The sequence below is a fragment of the Ruegeria haliotis genome (assembly GCF_013377785.1).
GTDB lineage: Bacteria > Pseudomonadota > Alphaproteobacteria > Rhodobacterales > Rhodobacteraceae > Ruegeria > Ruegeria haliotis.
The window spans coordinates 375471-391930 of record NZ_JABXWT010000003.1 but is presented as its reverse complement, the minus strand read 5'-3'; the positions used below and the strand labels follow the sequence as shown (position 1 = coordinate 391930).

The window sequence follows — 16460 nt, the reverse complement described above, 5'->3', positions numbered from 1 at the left end:
CAATCAGTTCGTGGTTTCAAGCCCAACCGGCTTACCCACCACAGTAAAGTGCAACCCATCCGGGTCCAGCAACTCGGACGCGACGCGGTTCACATCGTCCAGCGTCACCGCGTTCACCTTGTCGTTGCGGGTGGCGATGTAGTCGATGGGCAGACCTTCCATCTGCATGCCCACCATGATCCCGGCAATCTGGCCGTTACCATCAAAGCGCAGCGGATAGGCACCGGTCAGATAGGTCTTGGCGTCATCCAGTTCATTCTGTGTCACGCCCTCAGTGGCGGCGCGCGCCCACTCGTTGCGGATCACCTCAACCGCGTCCGCGATGCGATCATTGGCCGAAGACACCGACCCCAGGTAGACCGAGGCCAGATCCTTTGGCACCAGATAGGAATAAACCCCATAGGTCAGACCCCGCTTTTCGCGGACCTCCTGCATCAGGCGGCTTTCGAACCCGCCGCCGCCGATGATATGGTTCAGGATGTAAGCGGCAAAGAAATCCGGGTCGTCCCGATCAATACCCTTTTGCCCAAATAGCGCCACGGATTGCGGTGTGTCGAAATCCACGACGTTCACGCCCCCGGGGATGGTGACCTCAGCCCGGTCTGGAATAGGTTTACCGGTTTCCGGCAGGTCGGCCAGCAATTTGTCCAGCAATGTGCCCAACTCTGCTGCGGAGATGTCCCCGACGGCCCCCACATACAGGCGGTCCTTGGCGAAGACGCTGCCATAGGCGGTCACGACATCGTCGCGCGTCAGGGCCGAAACGCTGTCCATCGTGCCTTTACCCTCGGACCCGTACGGATGATCGCCATAGGCCATTTCCGCAAAGCTGCGACCCGCAATATCATTGGGGTCCTTCAGATCTGATTTCAGGCCAGACAGAATCTGAGCCTTCACCCGATCAACGGCGTCCTGATCAAAGCGCGGTTCGTGAATCGTCGTGCGCAACAGATTGATCACGTCCTCACGATTCTCGGTCAGAAACTTTGCCGAGATAGACACCGTGTCGTCACTGGCGCTATAGCCGAACGAGGCTGCCAGAGATTCCAGTTCACGCGCATAGGTGCGGGCATCCATGTCGCCGGCGCCTTCTTCGATCAGCCCGCTCATCAGATAGATCGCCCCGCGCGTGTCCGGATCATCAAGCGACGTACCACCCCGGAACCGCAGATCAAGCGCGGTGAACGGGATCGACTGATCCTCGACCAGCCAGGCCTTGATACCACCGGGAGATGTCACCTCCTGAATTTCGATCTCGGCCCATGCAGGCAAGGCGAGAGTGATGGCGATCAGGGTTGCGAAAATCCGTTTCATTGCGTCACCTCATCGTCGCGCATCATCCAGCCGGTAACCGACGCCTCGGGTTGCAGGACCTCGCGGGCGGCGGCGATGATTTCATCGCCGGTAACCGCCTGTAGAACCTCGGGCCAGGCTTGAACGTCCTCGACCGTCAAACCGGTGGTCAATGCCCGGCCATAGCGGTTGCCAATGCCATCAACATTGTCGCGCGCATAAATCTGAGCGGCGCGCAGCTGCATCTTGATCCGGTTCAGATCCTCTTCGTTCACACCCTCGGCGATAAAATCGGCAACGGTCTGATCCATGGCCTCTTCTGCCTCTTGCAGAGACACGCCTTCGGCCGGAACCACCAACAGATCAAAGGTCGTATCATCCAGTGATACGCCGCGATAGAAAGCACCGGCATAGACGACCTTCTGGTCCTCGAATTGCAACTTCTCGTTCAGGTAAGACGTTGTGCCGCCACCCAACAATTCAGCCAACAAGAACAGCGCAGCTGCTGTTTCCTGTTCCCCCGGGTCGCGTTCAGGTGCCAGATAGCTGCGCTGCACATAAGGCTGTGCGACGCGCGGATCCTTGTAGGTCAGGCGGCGCTCGGCAGTTTGCGGCGGCTCCTGAGAGCGAACGCGCTCAGGCAAGTCTGGATTTGCCGGGATCACGCCATAATATTGGTCCGCCAATGCGCGAACTTCATCCGGTTCCACATCTCCGGTCACAACAAGAATGGCGTTATTGGGCGCATAGTGGGTTTGGTAGAACGACAGCGCGTCCTCCATGTCCAGATCTTCCATCTCGTGCTTCCATCCGATGATCGGCACGCCATAACGATGGTTGAGGTATTGCGAGGCGCTCATCTGCTCGCCAAACAGGGCGCGCGGACTGTTTTCGGTACGCTGGTTGCGCTCTTCCAGGATCACGTCGCGTTCGGTGACGATGTCATTTTCGGTCAGACGGATATTACGCATCCTGTCCGCCTCCATTTGCATCATCAGCTCCAGCCGATCGGCTGCGACGCGCTGAAAGTAAGCCGTGTAATCGTAAGACGTGAAGGCGTTGTCATTGCCGCCATTGGCCGCGACGGTAGCCGACAGCTCGCCCGCCTCCAGCGTGTCGGTGGCTTTGAACAACAGATGCTCGAGAAAATGCGCCACACCGGAAGAGCCGATTGGCTCATCTGCGGATCCGGCCTTGTACCAGACCATATGCTGCACGACCGGCGCGCGGTGATCTTCGACCACCACGACATCCATGCCGTTGTCCAAGGAAAAGGTAGTGACCGCCTCGTGACCCTCTTTTGCAAGAAGAGGGGTCGCGGCGATCAGGGCAGCCGACAGTGCCAGGGCCCGAACCATGGGGCATCCTCCGTTTCGTTTCTGAGCTTCAAACTACGGTGGTACGCGCCGGGATCAAGGGAGATGACGGAAAGTTAAGAATTATTCATCCGGCGGCGACGACGGCGTTTCCAGCCCTGCACCCCGAGCTGCCTTGGTCTCAGTAAAGGGATCGATCGACTGCCGTTCATAAACTTGCTCGTAACGATCAACAGGGAACAGGCGCAGGCCGGTCCAACGGCCCCGGCGTTTGCGGAAGGCATCATCATCTGCCTCCACGACTTGCCGCGTGTTGGCGGGCACGCCATACCGACCCGAGGCATTCACAAGCGCTGCATCCGAAGATGGAATGGACGTGTTGGGGTTCAGTGCCGCTTCATTCCCACCCAGTGCTACCACAGCGTCCGCCTTGGGATTAGGGTCCGTCAGGTTCGCAGCACCCGGTGTGGGTGCAGGTAAAAAGGCGTAATCCTTGGGCTGCGTCAGCGGTTTGACAGGCAGGACCGAGAATTCATCAGGCCCCTCTCCAGGAGGATCGAGATTGCGCAAGCCGGGATTGCTGCATCCCGCAACAGCGACGACGAAGGTCAAAGCAAGTATGGCACGCGGCAACCGCATCAGAGTCTCCAGCCTGTTTCAGGCGCTTTTATCGCATATCATTCGGCGCGTCACGAGGGCTTTTTATTGTCAAACAGAACCAGACCCAACGCACCTGCGAAAATGAACACATCCGCCAAGTTAAACACGAACGGGTTGTTGATACCGCAGCAGGACATGTTCAGGAAGTCCAGAACATAGCCATACAGCAAGCGGTCCACGACATTTCCCAATGCCCCGCCGATCAAAAGGCCACCGCAGAATAACATGAACTTACTGGGTGTCACCCGGCGCAGCCAGATCAACACGCCGATACAGATGGCCAGCGAGACGCCGATCAGCACCCAGCGCGCCGCATCCGAGTTACCCTGAAACAAGCCGAAATTGATGCCGCGATTCTCGCCGTATTTGAACACGAGCAGTGGAGGCAGCACGTCGATTTCACCATCGGCCACGCGCATGACGTGAACGACCAGATATTTGCTGATCTGGTCGATCAGAAACGCGGCCAGACCGGCCCAGAGCAGCAACCGATACCGCATCAGTGCCGGAAATGCCGCATGCCGGTGAAGACCATGGCCAACCCGGCCTCGTCTGCTGCCGCAATCACCTCGTCATCGCGCATCGAACCGCCCGGTTGGATGACACAGGTGGCACCAGCCTCGGCGGCCTCCATGAGACCGTCGGGGAAGGGAAAAAATGCGTCCGAAGCCACAGCCGAACCGATGGTCAGCGGTTGTGATAAACCCAGCACGTTGGCCATGCGTTCGGCCTTTTTGGCGGCAATAAGCGCCGAGTCGACGCGGCTCATCTGACCAGCTCCCACGCCTACCGTTGCGCCGTCCTTGACATAGACGATGGCGTTGGACTTGACGTGCTTGGCCACTTTCCAGGCAAACAACAGGTCGCGCATCTGTTCTTCGGTCGGGGCCTTTTTGGTGACGACTTTCAAATCTTCCATGCCGACAACGCCGTTGTCCTTGTCCTGCACCAGCAAGCCTCCGGCCACCTGACGCACGGTTTTGCCACCTGCAGTCACATCCGGCAGCCCGTCGGTCGTCAGCAGACGCAGGTTTTTCTTGGCGGCAAAGATCGCCTTGGCCTCATCAGACGCGCCGGGGGCAATCACGACCTCGGTGAAAATCCCGGTGATCTCTTGCGCAGTTTCCACATCCAGAGGCTGGTTCAGCGCAACGATTCCGCCAAAGGCAGAGGTGCGATCGCAGTCGAATGCAGACTTGTATGCGTCCAACAGGGTCGCGCCCTCGGCCACACCGCACGGATTGGCGTGTTTGATAATGGCACAAGCAGCACCTTTGGCCGGATCGAATTCAGCCACCAGCTCAAACGCCGCATCGGTGTCGTTGATATTGTTGTAGCTCAGTTCCTTGCCCTGATGCTGCACAGCAGTGGCGACACCGGGGCGATTGGTGCCATCGGTATAAAACACTGCAGATTGGTGGCTGTTCTCGCCATAACGCAGCGTCTGCTTCAACTCACCGGCAAAGGCGCGACGTTTCGGGGCCTCAAGCTCCAGTGCGTCGGCCAGCCAGTTGGATACGGCAGTGTCATAGGCGGCGGTGCGGGCATAGGCCTTTTGCGCCAGCTTGCGGCGGAATTTCGGGCAAGTCGCGCCGTTGTGCTGATCCATATCGCCCAGCAGATTGTCATAGTCCTCGACATCAACGACCACGTTGACAAAAGCGTGGTTCTTGGCCGCTGCACGGATCATCGCCGGGCCGCCGATGTCGATGTTTTCAACACATTCATCGTAGCCTGCACCCTTGGCCACGGTCGCCTCAAACGGGTAGAGGTTCACAACCAGAAGGTCGATCGCATCGATACCGTGCTCGGTCATTGCAGCAACATGCGTGTCATTATCGCGCAGAGCGAGCAAACCGCCATGCACCATCGGGTGCAGAGTTTTCACACGACCGTCCATCATCTCGGGGAAGCCGGTCACCTCGCTGACATCCTTCACATCCAGCCCCGCATCGCGCAGCGTGCGGGCCGTGCCGCCAGTCGACAACAGTTCGACCCCACGCTCGGCCAGCGCCTTTCCCAGCTCGATCAATCCTGTCTTGTCGGAAACGGAAAGCAACGCGCGGCGCACGGGGTGAAGATCGGTCATGGGTCCAAAGGTCCTTTTGGCGTCAGTCAAACTCGGGCTCGTCCCGGTGCAGATCGCGCACGGCATAGGCAGTATCGTGTGCCTTGCTCAGCGTCCACCGGATGCGCGTCGCATACTCCATTGCGCGCCCGGATAGAACGATCTGTTTTGTCGCGCGTGGCTTTAAACGACCCTTTTCAAGGTAAACGCTTGGCTCGACGGACAATTTTCCCACGCCATCATGGCGGAAAACCCAGATCTCACCGCTTTTGAGCGCCATCGAAACCGCAGCGCCCCCCAAATCCAACGCCGCATCCACGTCCGGATGCAGATGAAACCGGATGTCGAACCCGATACCAGATAGACTGGAGGCATCCATGGCGCGGTCAAATTGCCGTTTCGCTTTGTCGGTTGCGGTCAGCAAAATGTCCTCACCCGTCAATTCACGCCCATCAAAGCGCATCTCGAATGTACGGGCATGGGTCAGACCGAAGACCCTGGTGTAGCCATCATGCCCGGCCATGAACCGCATACCTTTGAAGGCGTCCTCGAATTCGACCAGTACATCCTTCGGCGCATCCACAAGTGCCTGACCTTCACTACCCGGTATTGGGTTGGTCAGTCGGGCGCTGGAAAACCCATCCAGACATAAAGTAGAATGCGACGGCGTCGCTCGCCCAGCGCGCCGCCAATCCAATCCAAAACTCGCGCCTGACCCGCAATTCACAATCAAGGGCCGCCGCCCCGAGGTCAGTTCGAACGACAATGTAGACGCATGGGCATTGTACGAGGCTGCACCGGCGGGCGGCGCGCTGGCATCCACGATTGCCGTGGTTCGGGCGGCAGACAGGCGGGCATAGCCCATCGGCAATTCGCTGGCCGCCTGATGTTTTACACCGCTCTGCGCCAAAGCCTGATCCAATCGCCCCTCGACCCCACGTCCACCACCGTGGAACCGCGCCAATGCCCCGTCAGCATGACGCAGGCTGCGCAAGGTTGGCGCGATTCGTTTGATCGCATTGGCCTGCGCCACCGGCGTCCCCCGCCCCAGATCGCTCAAAGCTGCCGAGGTCCAGCTAAGCAGGGTGAACACCTCTAGCAGTTCTTCGGGATTGCGGGTTGGAATGCCGCCCTGCGCATCGACCTGCCTGTCGCATTCACGCGCCAGCGCGCGAACTGCAGGGTCTGCCATCTGCTCGTGCCCCTCCAGCGCCAATCCCGCCTGCACCAGACCTGCCAGAGCCTCGAACCGGGGCAGGCCCGGCGTCGCAGCTTGCCACCGTTTTGAAAGAAACCAGGTCTGCTGCGCCAGCGAGCGGAAAAACAACCTGCTTTGCTGCTCATCAACGCCGCGCAGCAGAAAGATCGCGTGGTTGATCCAACGTATCGCCCGCCGCCCGGTCAGGTCCGGCACCCATCCGGGCCCTTGCCCACGGCCATGCGCTTCGATCCAGCCCCAGACCCAACGCTGCGCTTTTTCGCGCGCGCGCACATCTCCGACTGCGGCCAGATCATCAAGCCAGGCAAAACCGTGGCGTTCTTCGTCGAAGCCTGTACTGGGGGCTGCAACCTCCCAAAGGCCAGTGTCCTGTGCTTCGACCAGATAACCTGCAAACAACAGGTTCCCAGCGACCAGCTGCCGCCCACGCGCAAACGATCCAACCGTGCGCGGTTCGGGTTGTGCAACAAATCCTGTGACAGCCTTTTGCCGCTGGCTCAGGCGTGCGTAGAAACGGTTCTGAAACCGCATCCACCGACTGGTCATGGTGTCTGAATTCGACATGACGCTCGTTACTCTGCCCCTTGCGCTCTGCTGGCGCTTGAACCAACGATAGACCGGGTCGATCGTCAAGTCATCGAAAAGCGTGTTCTCAGGTGGATTTGTTCAGGCAGGCGATATAGAACCCATCCATTCCACCAAGATCAGGCCAATAATCCGGGCGCAGACGCAACCCACCTTCTTCGGTGATCCAGCTGTCTTCGACACCCGGCACCCTCAGCGCGGATCGATCCACACTCATGTCCGGATACTGTTCCAGAGCCTCTTCGATCTGAACTTCGCCCTCGTCGGGCAGAAGGGAACAGGTGCAATAGATCAAACGACCACCGGGTTTCAGCAAAGTCCAGGCATGGGCCAGCATCCGGGCCTGCAACTCGATCAATGCGCCGAAATCTGAACCGTCCTTGGCGAAAGGCAGGTCGGCATGGCGCCGGATCGTGCCGGTGGCGGAACAGGGTGCATCCAGAAGGACGGCGTCGTACTGGCCCTCCTGTTCCAGCGCATCCCCGACAATCACCTGTGCAGTCAATTTCGTACGGGTGAGGTTTTCACTCACACGCTCAATCCGCGATTCCGAGATATCCAGCGCCGTAACCTTGGCCCCGGCCGCAGCCAATTGCAGCGTCTTGCCGCCCGGCGCCGCACAAAGGTCCAGCACCGCCTCGCCGCTTTTGGGCGCAAGAATCCGGACAGGCAAGGCCGCTGCCGCATCCTGAACCCACCAGTCGCCGGCATCGAAACCCGGCAAAGCCGAAACCTGACCAGCCCCACGTAACCGGATGGATCCGGTGGGAAGGGTGTCGCTTGCCGGCCCTTCAGATCCCGGTTTCACAGACAAATCCAACGGTGCGCCAGCGAAATGAGCTTGCTCCATGCCTGCAACAGCCTCAGACCCCCAAGCCGTTACCAACGGCCCCCTCAGCCATTCCGGCAGGCGCGGCACACGCATTTTCGGCCAGGCTTCAGGTCCTTCTGCGGCGACTTTGCGCAACACTGCATTCACCAACCCCTTCAGGCGACCATGCTTGCGTGAGCGTCCGACGATTTCGACCATGGAGTTCACTACGCCGTGCGCGGCTTCTCCGTTGCACAATTCCACCGCACCCAGTCGCAGTGCATTTCGCACGGTCAATGCGGGCGTCCGGTTCAGGTGATTGTCCAGCAGACGATCCGCGCGTTCCAGCCCGCGTAGTGTCTCCAACGCCAGCCGCTGCGCCCGGGCACGATCCTCGGGACCCAGACGGTCCAAAGCACCGGCTGCCAGACACTCGGACAGCAAGCGCCCCTCGCCCAGAACCTGATCCAGCAGATAGATTGCGCTGCGCCGCGCGGCTGTTGCGCTGTCGGACATAATATCGCCTTCGTATTGGTTGCGCCCGCATTGCCAACGGCGGACGGGGGCGTATATCAAGGCCGTGGACGGAAAGGAACCCGATGTCATGAGCGACACACGCAAAGACCTGCCCCCTGCCGCGCAGCGTGCCTTGGCCGAAGCTGAAGAGCGTCGCCGCAAAGCCGAAGCCGACGCAAAGCAGATCCCCCGGGAACTGGGTGGACGTGATGGCCCCGATCCGGCGCGCTATGGCGATTGGGAGAAAAAAGGCATCGCCATCGATTTCTGATCGTTTATCCGCGTAAGACCTGCAGGAAATCATCGATCAGCGCGCGCTGTTTTCTGGAGTGTGCCCGCTCTTCGGGCCAGGTCAGCCAGTAGCCGTCCTTGGTGTGCAATTCCGGCAAGCCCAGTCTACGCAATTGCCCTGATTGGAGCTCTCCAGTGGCAAGCGGAACAGATCCCAAAACCACGCCCATGCCTTGCCGGGCCGCCGAGATCGCGTGCTCCATCGAATCGAAACTGACCTTGGACGGTGGCAGTTCGGCCTGATCCGTTTTGCGGGCCCAATCCTGCCAGCCCGGCCTTTCACCGCGCAGATCTATCAATGGCGCACCCCAACGAATGTCGGGGGCGGCCATGGGAACCAGTACTTCAGGCGCGATCAGCGCCGCATCCCGCCCGGGCCACGCACCGCGGCCATAACGGATTTGCAACCATGTCCGCTCTTCATCCAGCGACGACCGGCGTGCAACGGAATCCGTCATCACGCGTACTTTGGGCTGCAAGTTCTGAAACCGCGCTAGTACGGGCAGGACCAGCGCGTGAATGTGCGACGACAGCCCCGCCACCCGCAATTCGCGGGGGGACTTGCCGAAGAGATCTTCGGTGTTGCGCTCCAGCGCCTGCAAACTGTCCTGCACCAACGGCAAATAGCTTTCGCCTTCGACGGTCAGCGATACGCCGCGCGCCTCACGCACGAACAATGACCGGCCCAGCCACGCCTCAAGGTTACCGATCCGCTGGCTGACCGCTGCCTGAGTCAACCCAAACTCTCGGGCCGCCGCCGAAAATCCACCGAGCCGTCCAGCAGCCTCGAACACACGCAACCAATCCAACGGTGGCAAACCGACCTTTTTCTTAGCCATAAGATTTTCCATGCCTCAGCAGAAAGAAGGATTAATTGTCGTAATGCCACAAGCGGCTTATGTCCTCAACCAAAGCCCGCGCTGAACAGGAGATCCCCAATGCTGCGCCTCGCCACCCATGACGCCTCGATCGTAACAGTTGAATTCGACACTGGCACCCAGGCCCGCTTTCACGCCATTTGGCTGCGCGACAACGCGCTCGACCCTGAAACCCGCGCGCCGGGCAACGGCCAACGCCTGATCACCATCGGCGATATCGCAGCTGACATCTCGGTCAGTGCCGCCAAGGTTCTGAACGGCGACCTGCAAGTGACGTTTCAGCCCGAAGGCAAAACGGTCATCTTCCCTGCGGACTGGCTGGCCACTCATATTTATGACATCGGCCACATTGGCGAAACCGGCCGTATCGCGCCCGGCATCACCACATGGGAACGCGGCATCGGTGCGCCCAGCGGTGACTGGACCCAAGTGCACGAAAACCCCACGGCCAAACGCGATTGGCTGGCAGCGGTTGCCGAGTTCGGCTTTGCCAAGCTGACCAACGGCCCGACCGAGCCGGAATCGCTGCTGAAGGTGGCCGATCTGTTTGGCTACGTGCGCGAGACAAACTATGGCCCCTATTTCGAGGTCCGCACCGAGGTAAACCCCACCAACCTCGCCTATACCGGCCTTGGTCTGCAGGCTCATACCGACAACCCCTATCGCGACCCGGTACCGACGCTGCAAATCCTGTACTGTCTTGAGAACAGCGCCGAGGGCGGCGATTCCATCGTCGTCGACGGCTTTCGCGCCGCCGAGCGCCTGCGCGCTGACAACCCCAAGGGGTTTGCCCTTCTGGCCGGATACCCTGCGCGGTTCGAATACAAGGGCTCGGACGGAATCTGCCTGCGGTCGCGCCGCCCTATGATTGAACTGTCGCCGGACGGCGAGTTGATCGGCATCCGATTCAACAACCGCTCCTCCGCCCCGTTTGTCGACGTTCCGTTTGACCAGATGGAGGCCTATTACGCCGCCTACCGCCAATTGGGTGACATCATTGACGATCCGGCCATGGGCGTGTCGTTCAAACTGGAACCGGGTGAGAGCTTCATTGTCGACAACACCCGCGTGCTGCACGCGCGTTTGGGCTATTCTGGCGCAGGCTCGCGTTGGTTGCAGGGATGCTACGCCGACAAGGACGGGCTGCTGTCGACACTGGCAGCGATGGATATGGCACAACCGGAGGCCGCGGAATGAAACCGGATTTCTCAGTCCTGAACCGCGAAAACATCGTCGCCTTCATCGGTGATATCTTCGAACGCCGGGGCGACGAGGAATATCTGGGTGAGCCGGTGACGATGGCCGAGCATATGTTGCAAGGCGCCACGATTGCCGAGCAGAACGGGCAGGCCGAGGAAATCATCGTCGGCGCGCTGCTGCATGATATCGGCCATTTCACCTCCGAGTTCGGCACCTACCATCCCGATGATACCGAGGATCGCCACCACGAGGACGCAGGGGCCGAAGTGCTGGAGCAGTTCTTCCCCTCGGTCATCACCGATTGCTGCCGCTATCATGTGGCCGCCAAGCGCTATCTCTGCGCCACCAAGCCCGAGTATTTCGCACGTCTTTCAACAGCCTCGGTCCACACGCTGGAACTACAGGGTGGGCCAATGAATGATGACGAGATTGCCGCGTTCGAAGAGAACCCAAACCTGAAAGAGATCATTCAGGTGCGCTATCTGGATGAGGCGGGAAAACGGGCAGACATGGCCACCCCGGATTTCACCCATTTCGCGCCGATGGTGCAGCGGATGGTCGACCGGCACATGGGCACGGCCTGATCCAGTGTCTGTGCCTGTCATTGAAACCATGCGGTTGACCTGCCGCACGGTTTTTAGATTTCGTTAATGTCTACTCCAGTCTTCTGCGATACTCTCAGGTAGAAAATCAACTGCCACAAAATCGGAGGATCGGTGATATGGAGCTGAACAGACGCAAAGCCGTTCAGTTGGGAACCGCCGCCACACTCAGCTCGATGCTGCCGGGTGGCGCGGTCGCAACCACGGGCCAGAGCGACGAATTTGAGGCGGCATTTCAGGACACTCTGACCCGCGTCAGAGACATATTTTCCGGCCTGGGCGTTTCGGAAGACCAGCCTTTGCCCATCGTGACCGGCATTTCGGATTACAACGGCGGCCTGCGGCATGATTTCGATCAATCCGCCTTGCCCACGGGCTCTTTCGTCGTCCAGCCACTGGCTCGTGTGGCGGACGTCAACGAAAAGAACCGCAAGGACATCCTGCCCCTGTTCCACGAAGTCGGCTGCCATCCTGCCCAAGTCGCTGACGGTCAAGTGACGACCCGGCTAATGGTTCGCGTGTTGACTGAGGACCTTGGCCTTGATCCATCCCGCATCGCTTTTGTCAGCGTCCCGCAGTCTACTGGTGTACGGCCTGCGCTGGACGAGATGGGCTTGCCCTTCTCTGAGAAGGTGCTGCTGCGCGATGAAACCGAGGCCTTGGCCGCCCGCGATGCCTCGGGTTATTTCTTTCCCGATCCGTTTGGTGAGGAGTATCTGATCACGATGGGCGTCTATTATCGCGTCGAGGACACGGATGAACCCGCACCCGCCACCTATCCCCCATCGGCCAACTGGACCGAGATCGGAGAGATCATCATCGGCGGCGAGGTCGCGCCTTTGGGCATCTCGATTGGGGCTGAACGGTTGACCTATGCACTGACCGGAGAGTTCCCGGCATGGGATCAGCGTTTGGGTGCATTATTCGCACAGGTCGAAAAGGAGGGCGCAGAACCGCCCGGACTAACCGCTTTTCGCTAGGAAGAACCACATCCCCACGAGGCAAGAAAGAACATAGATCTGCTGACTCTTTTTTTGTTTATGTTTGGCTTCGTGGTCGTCATGAGTGTCTCATCATGGGTCGCCATGCTTCTGCTCACTTCGACTTTTTCGATCTTCAACTTCAAAGAAGAATTTATCGAGTTTTGGACAAAAGCACGCGGCAGCCCTCCGTCACACAGAAGGCTTCTTCTGAATGCATATGGCGCGGCGAACTACTTTTTTATGTTTGAGAAATGCAATGATCAACATATGCCGAATGCAATACGTCTCGTTCCCAACGCAAACAATTTTCGCTTTCTCTTATTGCAGTTTGCCTCACTCATAACTGCAGTGCTGTTTTGGGTCGCGATGTTTATTGCCTACGTTTTTGTGAGAGCCTACATCTAGCTGCAGAGCCTATAATCCCAGAACATCAACCATGTCGTACTGACCCGGCGCTTTGCCTTGCCCCCACAGTGCGGCCTTCAGCGCCCCGCGGGCAAAGACGGCTCGATCTGACGCCAGGTGACGCAGAACAATCCGTTCTCCGGGGGCGGCAAACAGGACGTCATGCTCCCCCACGATGTCGCCACCCCGAATGGCGTGAAAACCGATATCGCCCCGTTTGCGCGGGCCGGTGATTCCGTCACGGCCCCGATCCGAAACATCTTCGAGCTTGACGCCGCGCCCTTCGGCTGCCGCCTCTCCCAGCATCAGGGCTGTTCCCGAGGGCGCATCGACCTTGTGGTGGTGATGCCCTTCGATCACTTCGATGTCGAAATCTTCGTCCAACGCGGCGGCAACCTTCTTGGTCAGTTGCACCAGCAGATTGACACCGAGGCTCATGTTCCCTGCCCTCACGATCACCGCATGGCGCGATGCCGGTTCCAGCGCCGCGATCTGCTCATCCGACATGCCAGTGGTGCCGATCACGTGCACGCATCGGGCTTGCGCGGCCAAAGCTGCGAACTCCAGCGTCGCCTCCGGCGCTGTAAAGTCAATGACGGCCTGCGCTTGCGCAAACGCCTCCAACGGGTCGTCGGTGACGGTGACGCCCAACGCCTGCCCACCCATCGCCTCGCCGATGTCCTGCCCGATCCAATCGTGACCCTTGCGCTCGACCACGCCGACCAGACGCGCCTGATCGCTGTCCGTCACGGTCTTGATCAACATCTGCCCCATACGGCCCGAAGCCCCTGTTATGACGATCCCCGGAATATGGGTCATTGCGCTGGTCCTTTTACTGAATTCGGCTCAAAGCGTCCTACCCGGTTCGGGGCCGCTTGGCAAAGCCCCGCTTTGGGCTTAGATCGGGGGTTATGGCAAAGAACAAATTCCACGATGGCCCCGGCCCGTCCCAAAGACAATTGCGCGTCGGCGAACTGATCCGCCGCACTCTGTCCGAAGTGCTGGCACGCGGAGATGTCCACGACCCCGACCTGAACCGCATGTCTATCACTGTGGGCGAGGTCCGCACCTCACCCGATCTGAAAATCGCGACGGCTTATGTGCTGCCTTTAGGCGGCAAAGGGCAAGAGAACGTGATCGAACTGCTGGCTCGCAACAAACACGAGCTGCGGCGCATGGTCGGCAAGAAGGTCGGTCTGAAATTCGCGCCCGATCTGCGATTCCGGCTGGATGACACGTTCGACCGTCTGGACGACGCCCGCCGTATCTTCGATCAGGACGCGGTGCGCCGTGATCTTGACGAGTGATTCGGGCGCTTGTCACATTGGGCGCGATCCTCTGGGCCGCGCAGGCCTCGGCGGTCACGTGTGAAAAGCTGACCGATGAAGGCAAGCGGTACACCATTTGCGAGGTCGATGCCGCCTCTGAAGATCTACGTCTGTTTCTGAACGACGGGAACGGCGAAGTACTAGGGCATTTCTCGTCGGTGAATGAGGCGTTGGAACCTGATGGCAAACAACTGACCTTCGCCATGAATGCGGGCATGTATCATGACGACCGCTCGCCCGTCGGACATTATGTCGAGAACGGTCAGGAAGAGATGCGCGTGATCTCTAATCCGGGTCCGGGCAACTTCGGCCTGCTGCCCAACGGGGTGTTCTGCCTCCGCGATGGCCGCGCTGATGTGATCGAAACGCTGAAATACGTCGATGAGGCACCGGAATGCCGTTTCGCCACCCAATCCGGGCCCATGCTGGTGATCGACGGCGAATTGCACCCGCGTTTCCTGCCCGATTCAACCTCGCACTACGTTCGCAACGGTGTTGGGACCAGCGCGGATGGCACGCGCGCGGTGTTCGCGATCTCGGAGGACTACGTTACCTTCCACGAGTTCGGCAGCCTGTTCCGCGATGTGCTGAAGGTGCCAAATGCGCTGTTCTTCGACGGCAATATCTCACGCATGTATGATCGGGCCTCCAATCGCTCGGATGTCGGATTTTCGCTGGGGCCTATCGTGGGCGTTGTGCAGGATATCCCCTAAGCAAACCACACCACCCATGCTAAATTGACAGCGCCCGACCGATCCGCTAGGTCGCGCGCCTCGGTAAGATGCAAGGTGCAAGATGGGACGCAAACGCAAGGGTCGCGACATTTCCGGTTGGCTGGTGGTGGACAAGCCCGCGGGCATAACCTCGACCGCTGTGGTCAACAAGGTTCGCTGGGCGATGGACGCCAAGAAAGCAGGCCACGCGGGTACGCTCGATCCCGAGGCGACCGGCGTTCTGGCAGTGGCTTTGGGTGAGGCGACCAAGACCGTTCCCTACATTACCGATGCGTTGAAAGCCTACACCTTCATCGTCCGTCTTGGTCAGGCCACCAACACCGACGATGCCGAAGGCGAAGTGATCGCAGAAAGCCCCATGCGCCCGACGGACGAAGACATCAAGCAGGCCCTGTCGCCGTTCATTGGCGACATCATGCAGGTGCCCCCCAAATTCTCGGCGGTGAAGATCGACGGCCAGCGCGCCTATAAACTGGCCCGCGACGGCGAGGATGTGGAACTGACCGCCCGCCCCCTTTGGGTCGAGGAACTGGTGTTGATCGACCGCCCGGACGAGGATCATGTCACGCTGGAAATGACCTGTGGAAAGGGCGGCTATGTCCGCTCGATCGCGCGCGATTTGGGTGCGGCGCTGGGGTGCCACGGCCACATCAGACAACTCCGCCGCATCTGGTCCGGCCCGTTCGAGGCCGAAGACGGGCTGAGCATCGAACAGATCGACGACATGGCCAAGACCACCGCGCTGGACGAGTATCTGCATCCGCTGGAAATCGGTCTGGCCGATCTGCCAGAACTGAAATGCACGCCCGAAGGCGCCACCCGCCTGCGTAATGGCAATCCGGGCATGGTTCTGGCCTCGGACATAGAATACGGCGACGAGGCGTGGGCCTCGCTGGACGGCAAGGCCGTGGCGGTGGGCGTCTACAAATCCGGCGAATTGCATCCCAGCCGGGTGTTCGTCGTCTGACAGCCATGCTAGGCGATGGGCATGATCACACGCTCCCATACCAAGGGCGACGCGCCCTCGACCGCCGTCTATTCCGATTGCGAGCTTTATCGCTACAGCCTGACCCGCATCTGGAACCAAAAAGGGCACAAGGCTTTGTTCGTAATGCTGAACCCGTCAACCGCGACCGAGGTGCAGAACGATCCAACGGTCGAGCGCTGCGAACGTCGGGCGCGGGCCTTAGGGTTCGGAGCGTTTCAGGTCACCAACATCTTTGCCTGGCGCGACACTGACCCGCGCAAGATGCGCGCCGCTGCCGATCCCGTGGGGCCTGACAATGACGCTGCCATTCTGGCAGGTGTGGATTGGTCTGATCAGGTCATCGCCGCATGGGGCACCCATGGCGCGCATCTGGAGCGGGGAAAGGCTGTGGAACAACTGCTACGCGGCACCGGGCAGCCCTTATCCCATCTGGGTTTGACACAAGGTGGACATCCAAAGCATCCCTTGTATATCGCATATTCCCAACAACCCGAACTCTGGGACCGGTGACAAACGGTTAACCACAGACTCAGCTTGGCTTTGACCAAGGCCCTGAATGCATGGGATATTTCACCCTCGGAGC

General features: G+C 59.7%; 17 protein-coding genes. 8 read left to right on the top strand and 9 right to left on the bottom strand.

Annotated elements, in window-relative coordinates:
- Positions 1 to 3 precede the first annotated feature (3 nt).
- The 7 genes from HW561_RS10435 to HW561_RS10405 all read right to left on the bottom strand — a co-directional run bounded on the left by HW561_RS10435 (position 4) and on the right by HW561_RS10405 (position 8468).
- Positions 4 to 1314, bottom strand: coding sequence for a M16 family metallopeptidase (locus HW561_RS10435; protein ID WP_176864401.1), 1311 nt, complete (start codon positions 1312 to 1314; stop codon positions 4 to 6).
- On the bottom strand, positions 1311 to 2651 hold the full coding sequence (locus HW561_RS10430) for a M16 family metallopeptidase (protein WP_176864399.1): 1341 nt from the start codon (positions 2649 to 2651) through the stop codon (positions 1311 to 1313). The genes HW561_RS10435 and HW561_RS10430 overlap by 4 nt, the downstream gene beginning before the upstream one ends.
- An 81-nt stretch (positions 2652 to 2732) precedes the next feature.
- Positions 2733 to 3248: a DUF3035 domain-containing protein gene (locus HW561_RS10425; protein WP_176864397.1), complete on the bottom strand. Its 516-nt coding sequence runs from the start codon at positions 3246 to 3248 to the stop codon at positions 2733 to 2735.
- Between the two features lie 50 nt (positions 3249 to 3298).
- Positions 3299 to 3769, bottom strand: a complete 471-nt coding sequence (gene lspA / locus HW561_RS10420; RefSeq protein WP_176864395.1) for a signal peptidase II — start codon at positions 3767 to 3769, stop codon at positions 3299 to 3301.
- Positions 3769 to 5358 (bottom strand): bifunctional phosphoribosylaminoimidazolecarboxamide formyltransferase/IMP cyclohydrolase, encoded by a 1590-nt coding sequence (gene purH / locus HW561_RS10415; RefSeq protein WP_176864393.1) that lies wholly within the window; start codon positions 5356 to 5358, stop codon positions 3769 to 3771. The genes lspA and purH overlap by 1 nt, the downstream gene beginning before the upstream one ends.
- A gap of 22 nt (positions 5359 to 5380) precedes the next feature.
- Positions 5381 to 7120, bottom strand: a complete 1740-nt coding sequence (locus HW561_RS10410; protein WP_176864390.1) for a heparinase II/III family protein — start codon at positions 7118 to 7120, stop codon at positions 5381 to 5383.
- Between the two features lie 88 nt (positions 7121 to 7208).
- Complete coding sequence (locus tag HW561_RS10405) at positions 7209 to 8468, bottom strand: RsmB/NOP family class I SAM-dependent RNA methyltransferase (protein ID WP_176864388.1); 1260 nt, start codon at positions 8466 to 8468, stop codon at positions 7209 to 7211.
- A gap of 88 nt (positions 8469 to 8556) precedes the next feature.
- Between HW561_RS10405 and HW561_RS10400 the strand changes: the two genes are divergently transcribed.
- Entirely contained in the window at positions 8557 to 8739 is a 183-nt protein-coding gene (locus tag HW561_RS10400; RefSeq protein WP_176864386.1) for a DUF1674 domain-containing protein, read from the top strand.
- Positions 8740 to 8743: 4 nt separating this feature from the next.
- Here the strand turns inward: HW561_RS10400 and HW561_RS10395 are convergent, their stop codons facing one another.
- Positions 8744 to 9598, bottom strand: a complete 855-nt coding sequence (locus HW561_RS10395) for a LysR family transcriptional regulator (RefSeq protein WP_176864384.1) — start codon at positions 9596 to 9598, stop codon at positions 8744 to 8746.
- A 99-nt stretch (positions 9599 to 9697) separates the two neighbouring features.
- Here HW561_RS10395 and tmpA point away from each other — a divergent pair, with 99 nt between their 5' ends.
- From tmpA to HW561_RS10380, 3 genes are all read left to right on the top strand, one after another.
- Entirely contained in the window at positions 9698 to 10834 is a 1137-nt protein-coding gene (gene tmpA, locus HW561_RS10390; protein ID WP_176864382.1) for a 2-trimethylaminoethylphosphonate dioxygenase, read from the top strand.
- Entirely contained in the window at positions 10831 to 11421 is a 591-nt protein-coding gene (gene tmpB / locus HW561_RS10385; protein ID WP_176864380.1) for a (R)-1-hydroxy-2-trimethylaminoethylphosphonate oxygenase, read from the top strand. Before tmpA ends, tmpB begins: the two co-directional genes overlap by 4 nt.
- Before the next feature lie 137 nt (positions 11422 to 11558).
- Entirely contained in the window at positions 11559 to 12419 is an 861-nt protein-coding gene (locus HW561_RS10380; protein ID WP_176864378.1) for a hypothetical protein, read from the top strand.
- Between the two features lie 417 nt (positions 12420 to 12836).
- Here the strand turns inward: HW561_RS10380 and dapB are convergent, their stop codons facing one another.
- Entirely contained in the window at positions 12837 to 13646 is an 810-nt protein-coding gene (dapB, locus tag HW561_RS10375) for a 4-hydroxy-tetrahydrodipicolinate reductase (protein ID WP_176864376.1), read from the bottom strand.
- 92 nt (positions 13647 to 13738) lie between these two features.
- On the opposite strand from dapB, the gene rbfA reads away from it, so the two are divergent.
- The 4 genes from rbfA (at position 13739) to HW561_RS10355 (ending at position 16387) form a co-directional block, all read left to right on the top strand.
- Positions 13739 to 14134 carry a 30S ribosome-binding factor RbfA gene (gene rbfA / locus HW561_RS10370; protein ID WP_176864374.1) on the top strand — a complete coding sequence of 132 codons (396 nt, stop codon included), beginning with the start codon at positions 13739 to 13741 and terminating at the stop codon, positions 14132 to 14134.
- Positions 14131 to 14868: a phosphodiester glycosidase family protein gene (locus tag HW561_RS10365; RefSeq protein ID WP_176864372.1), complete on the top strand. Its 738-nt coding sequence runs from the start codon at positions 14131 to 14133 to the stop codon at positions 14866 to 14868. Before rbfA ends, HW561_RS10365 begins: the two co-directional genes overlap by 4 nt.
- A gap of 82 nt (positions 14869 to 14950) precedes the next feature.
- Positions 14951 to 15856, top strand: a complete 906-nt coding sequence (gene truB / locus HW561_RS10360; protein ID WP_176864370.1) for a tRNA pseudouridine(55) synthase TruB — start codon at positions 14951 to 14953, stop codon at positions 15854 to 15856.
- A 21-nt stretch (positions 15857 to 15877) separates the two neighbouring features.
- A complete protein-coding gene (locus HW561_RS10355; RefSeq protein ID WP_176864368.1) occupies positions 15878 to 16387 on the top strand; it encodes a DUF1643 domain-containing protein in 510 nt (169 codons plus the stop codon).
- The last annotated feature ends 73 nt before the right edge of the window (positions 16388 to 16460 follow it).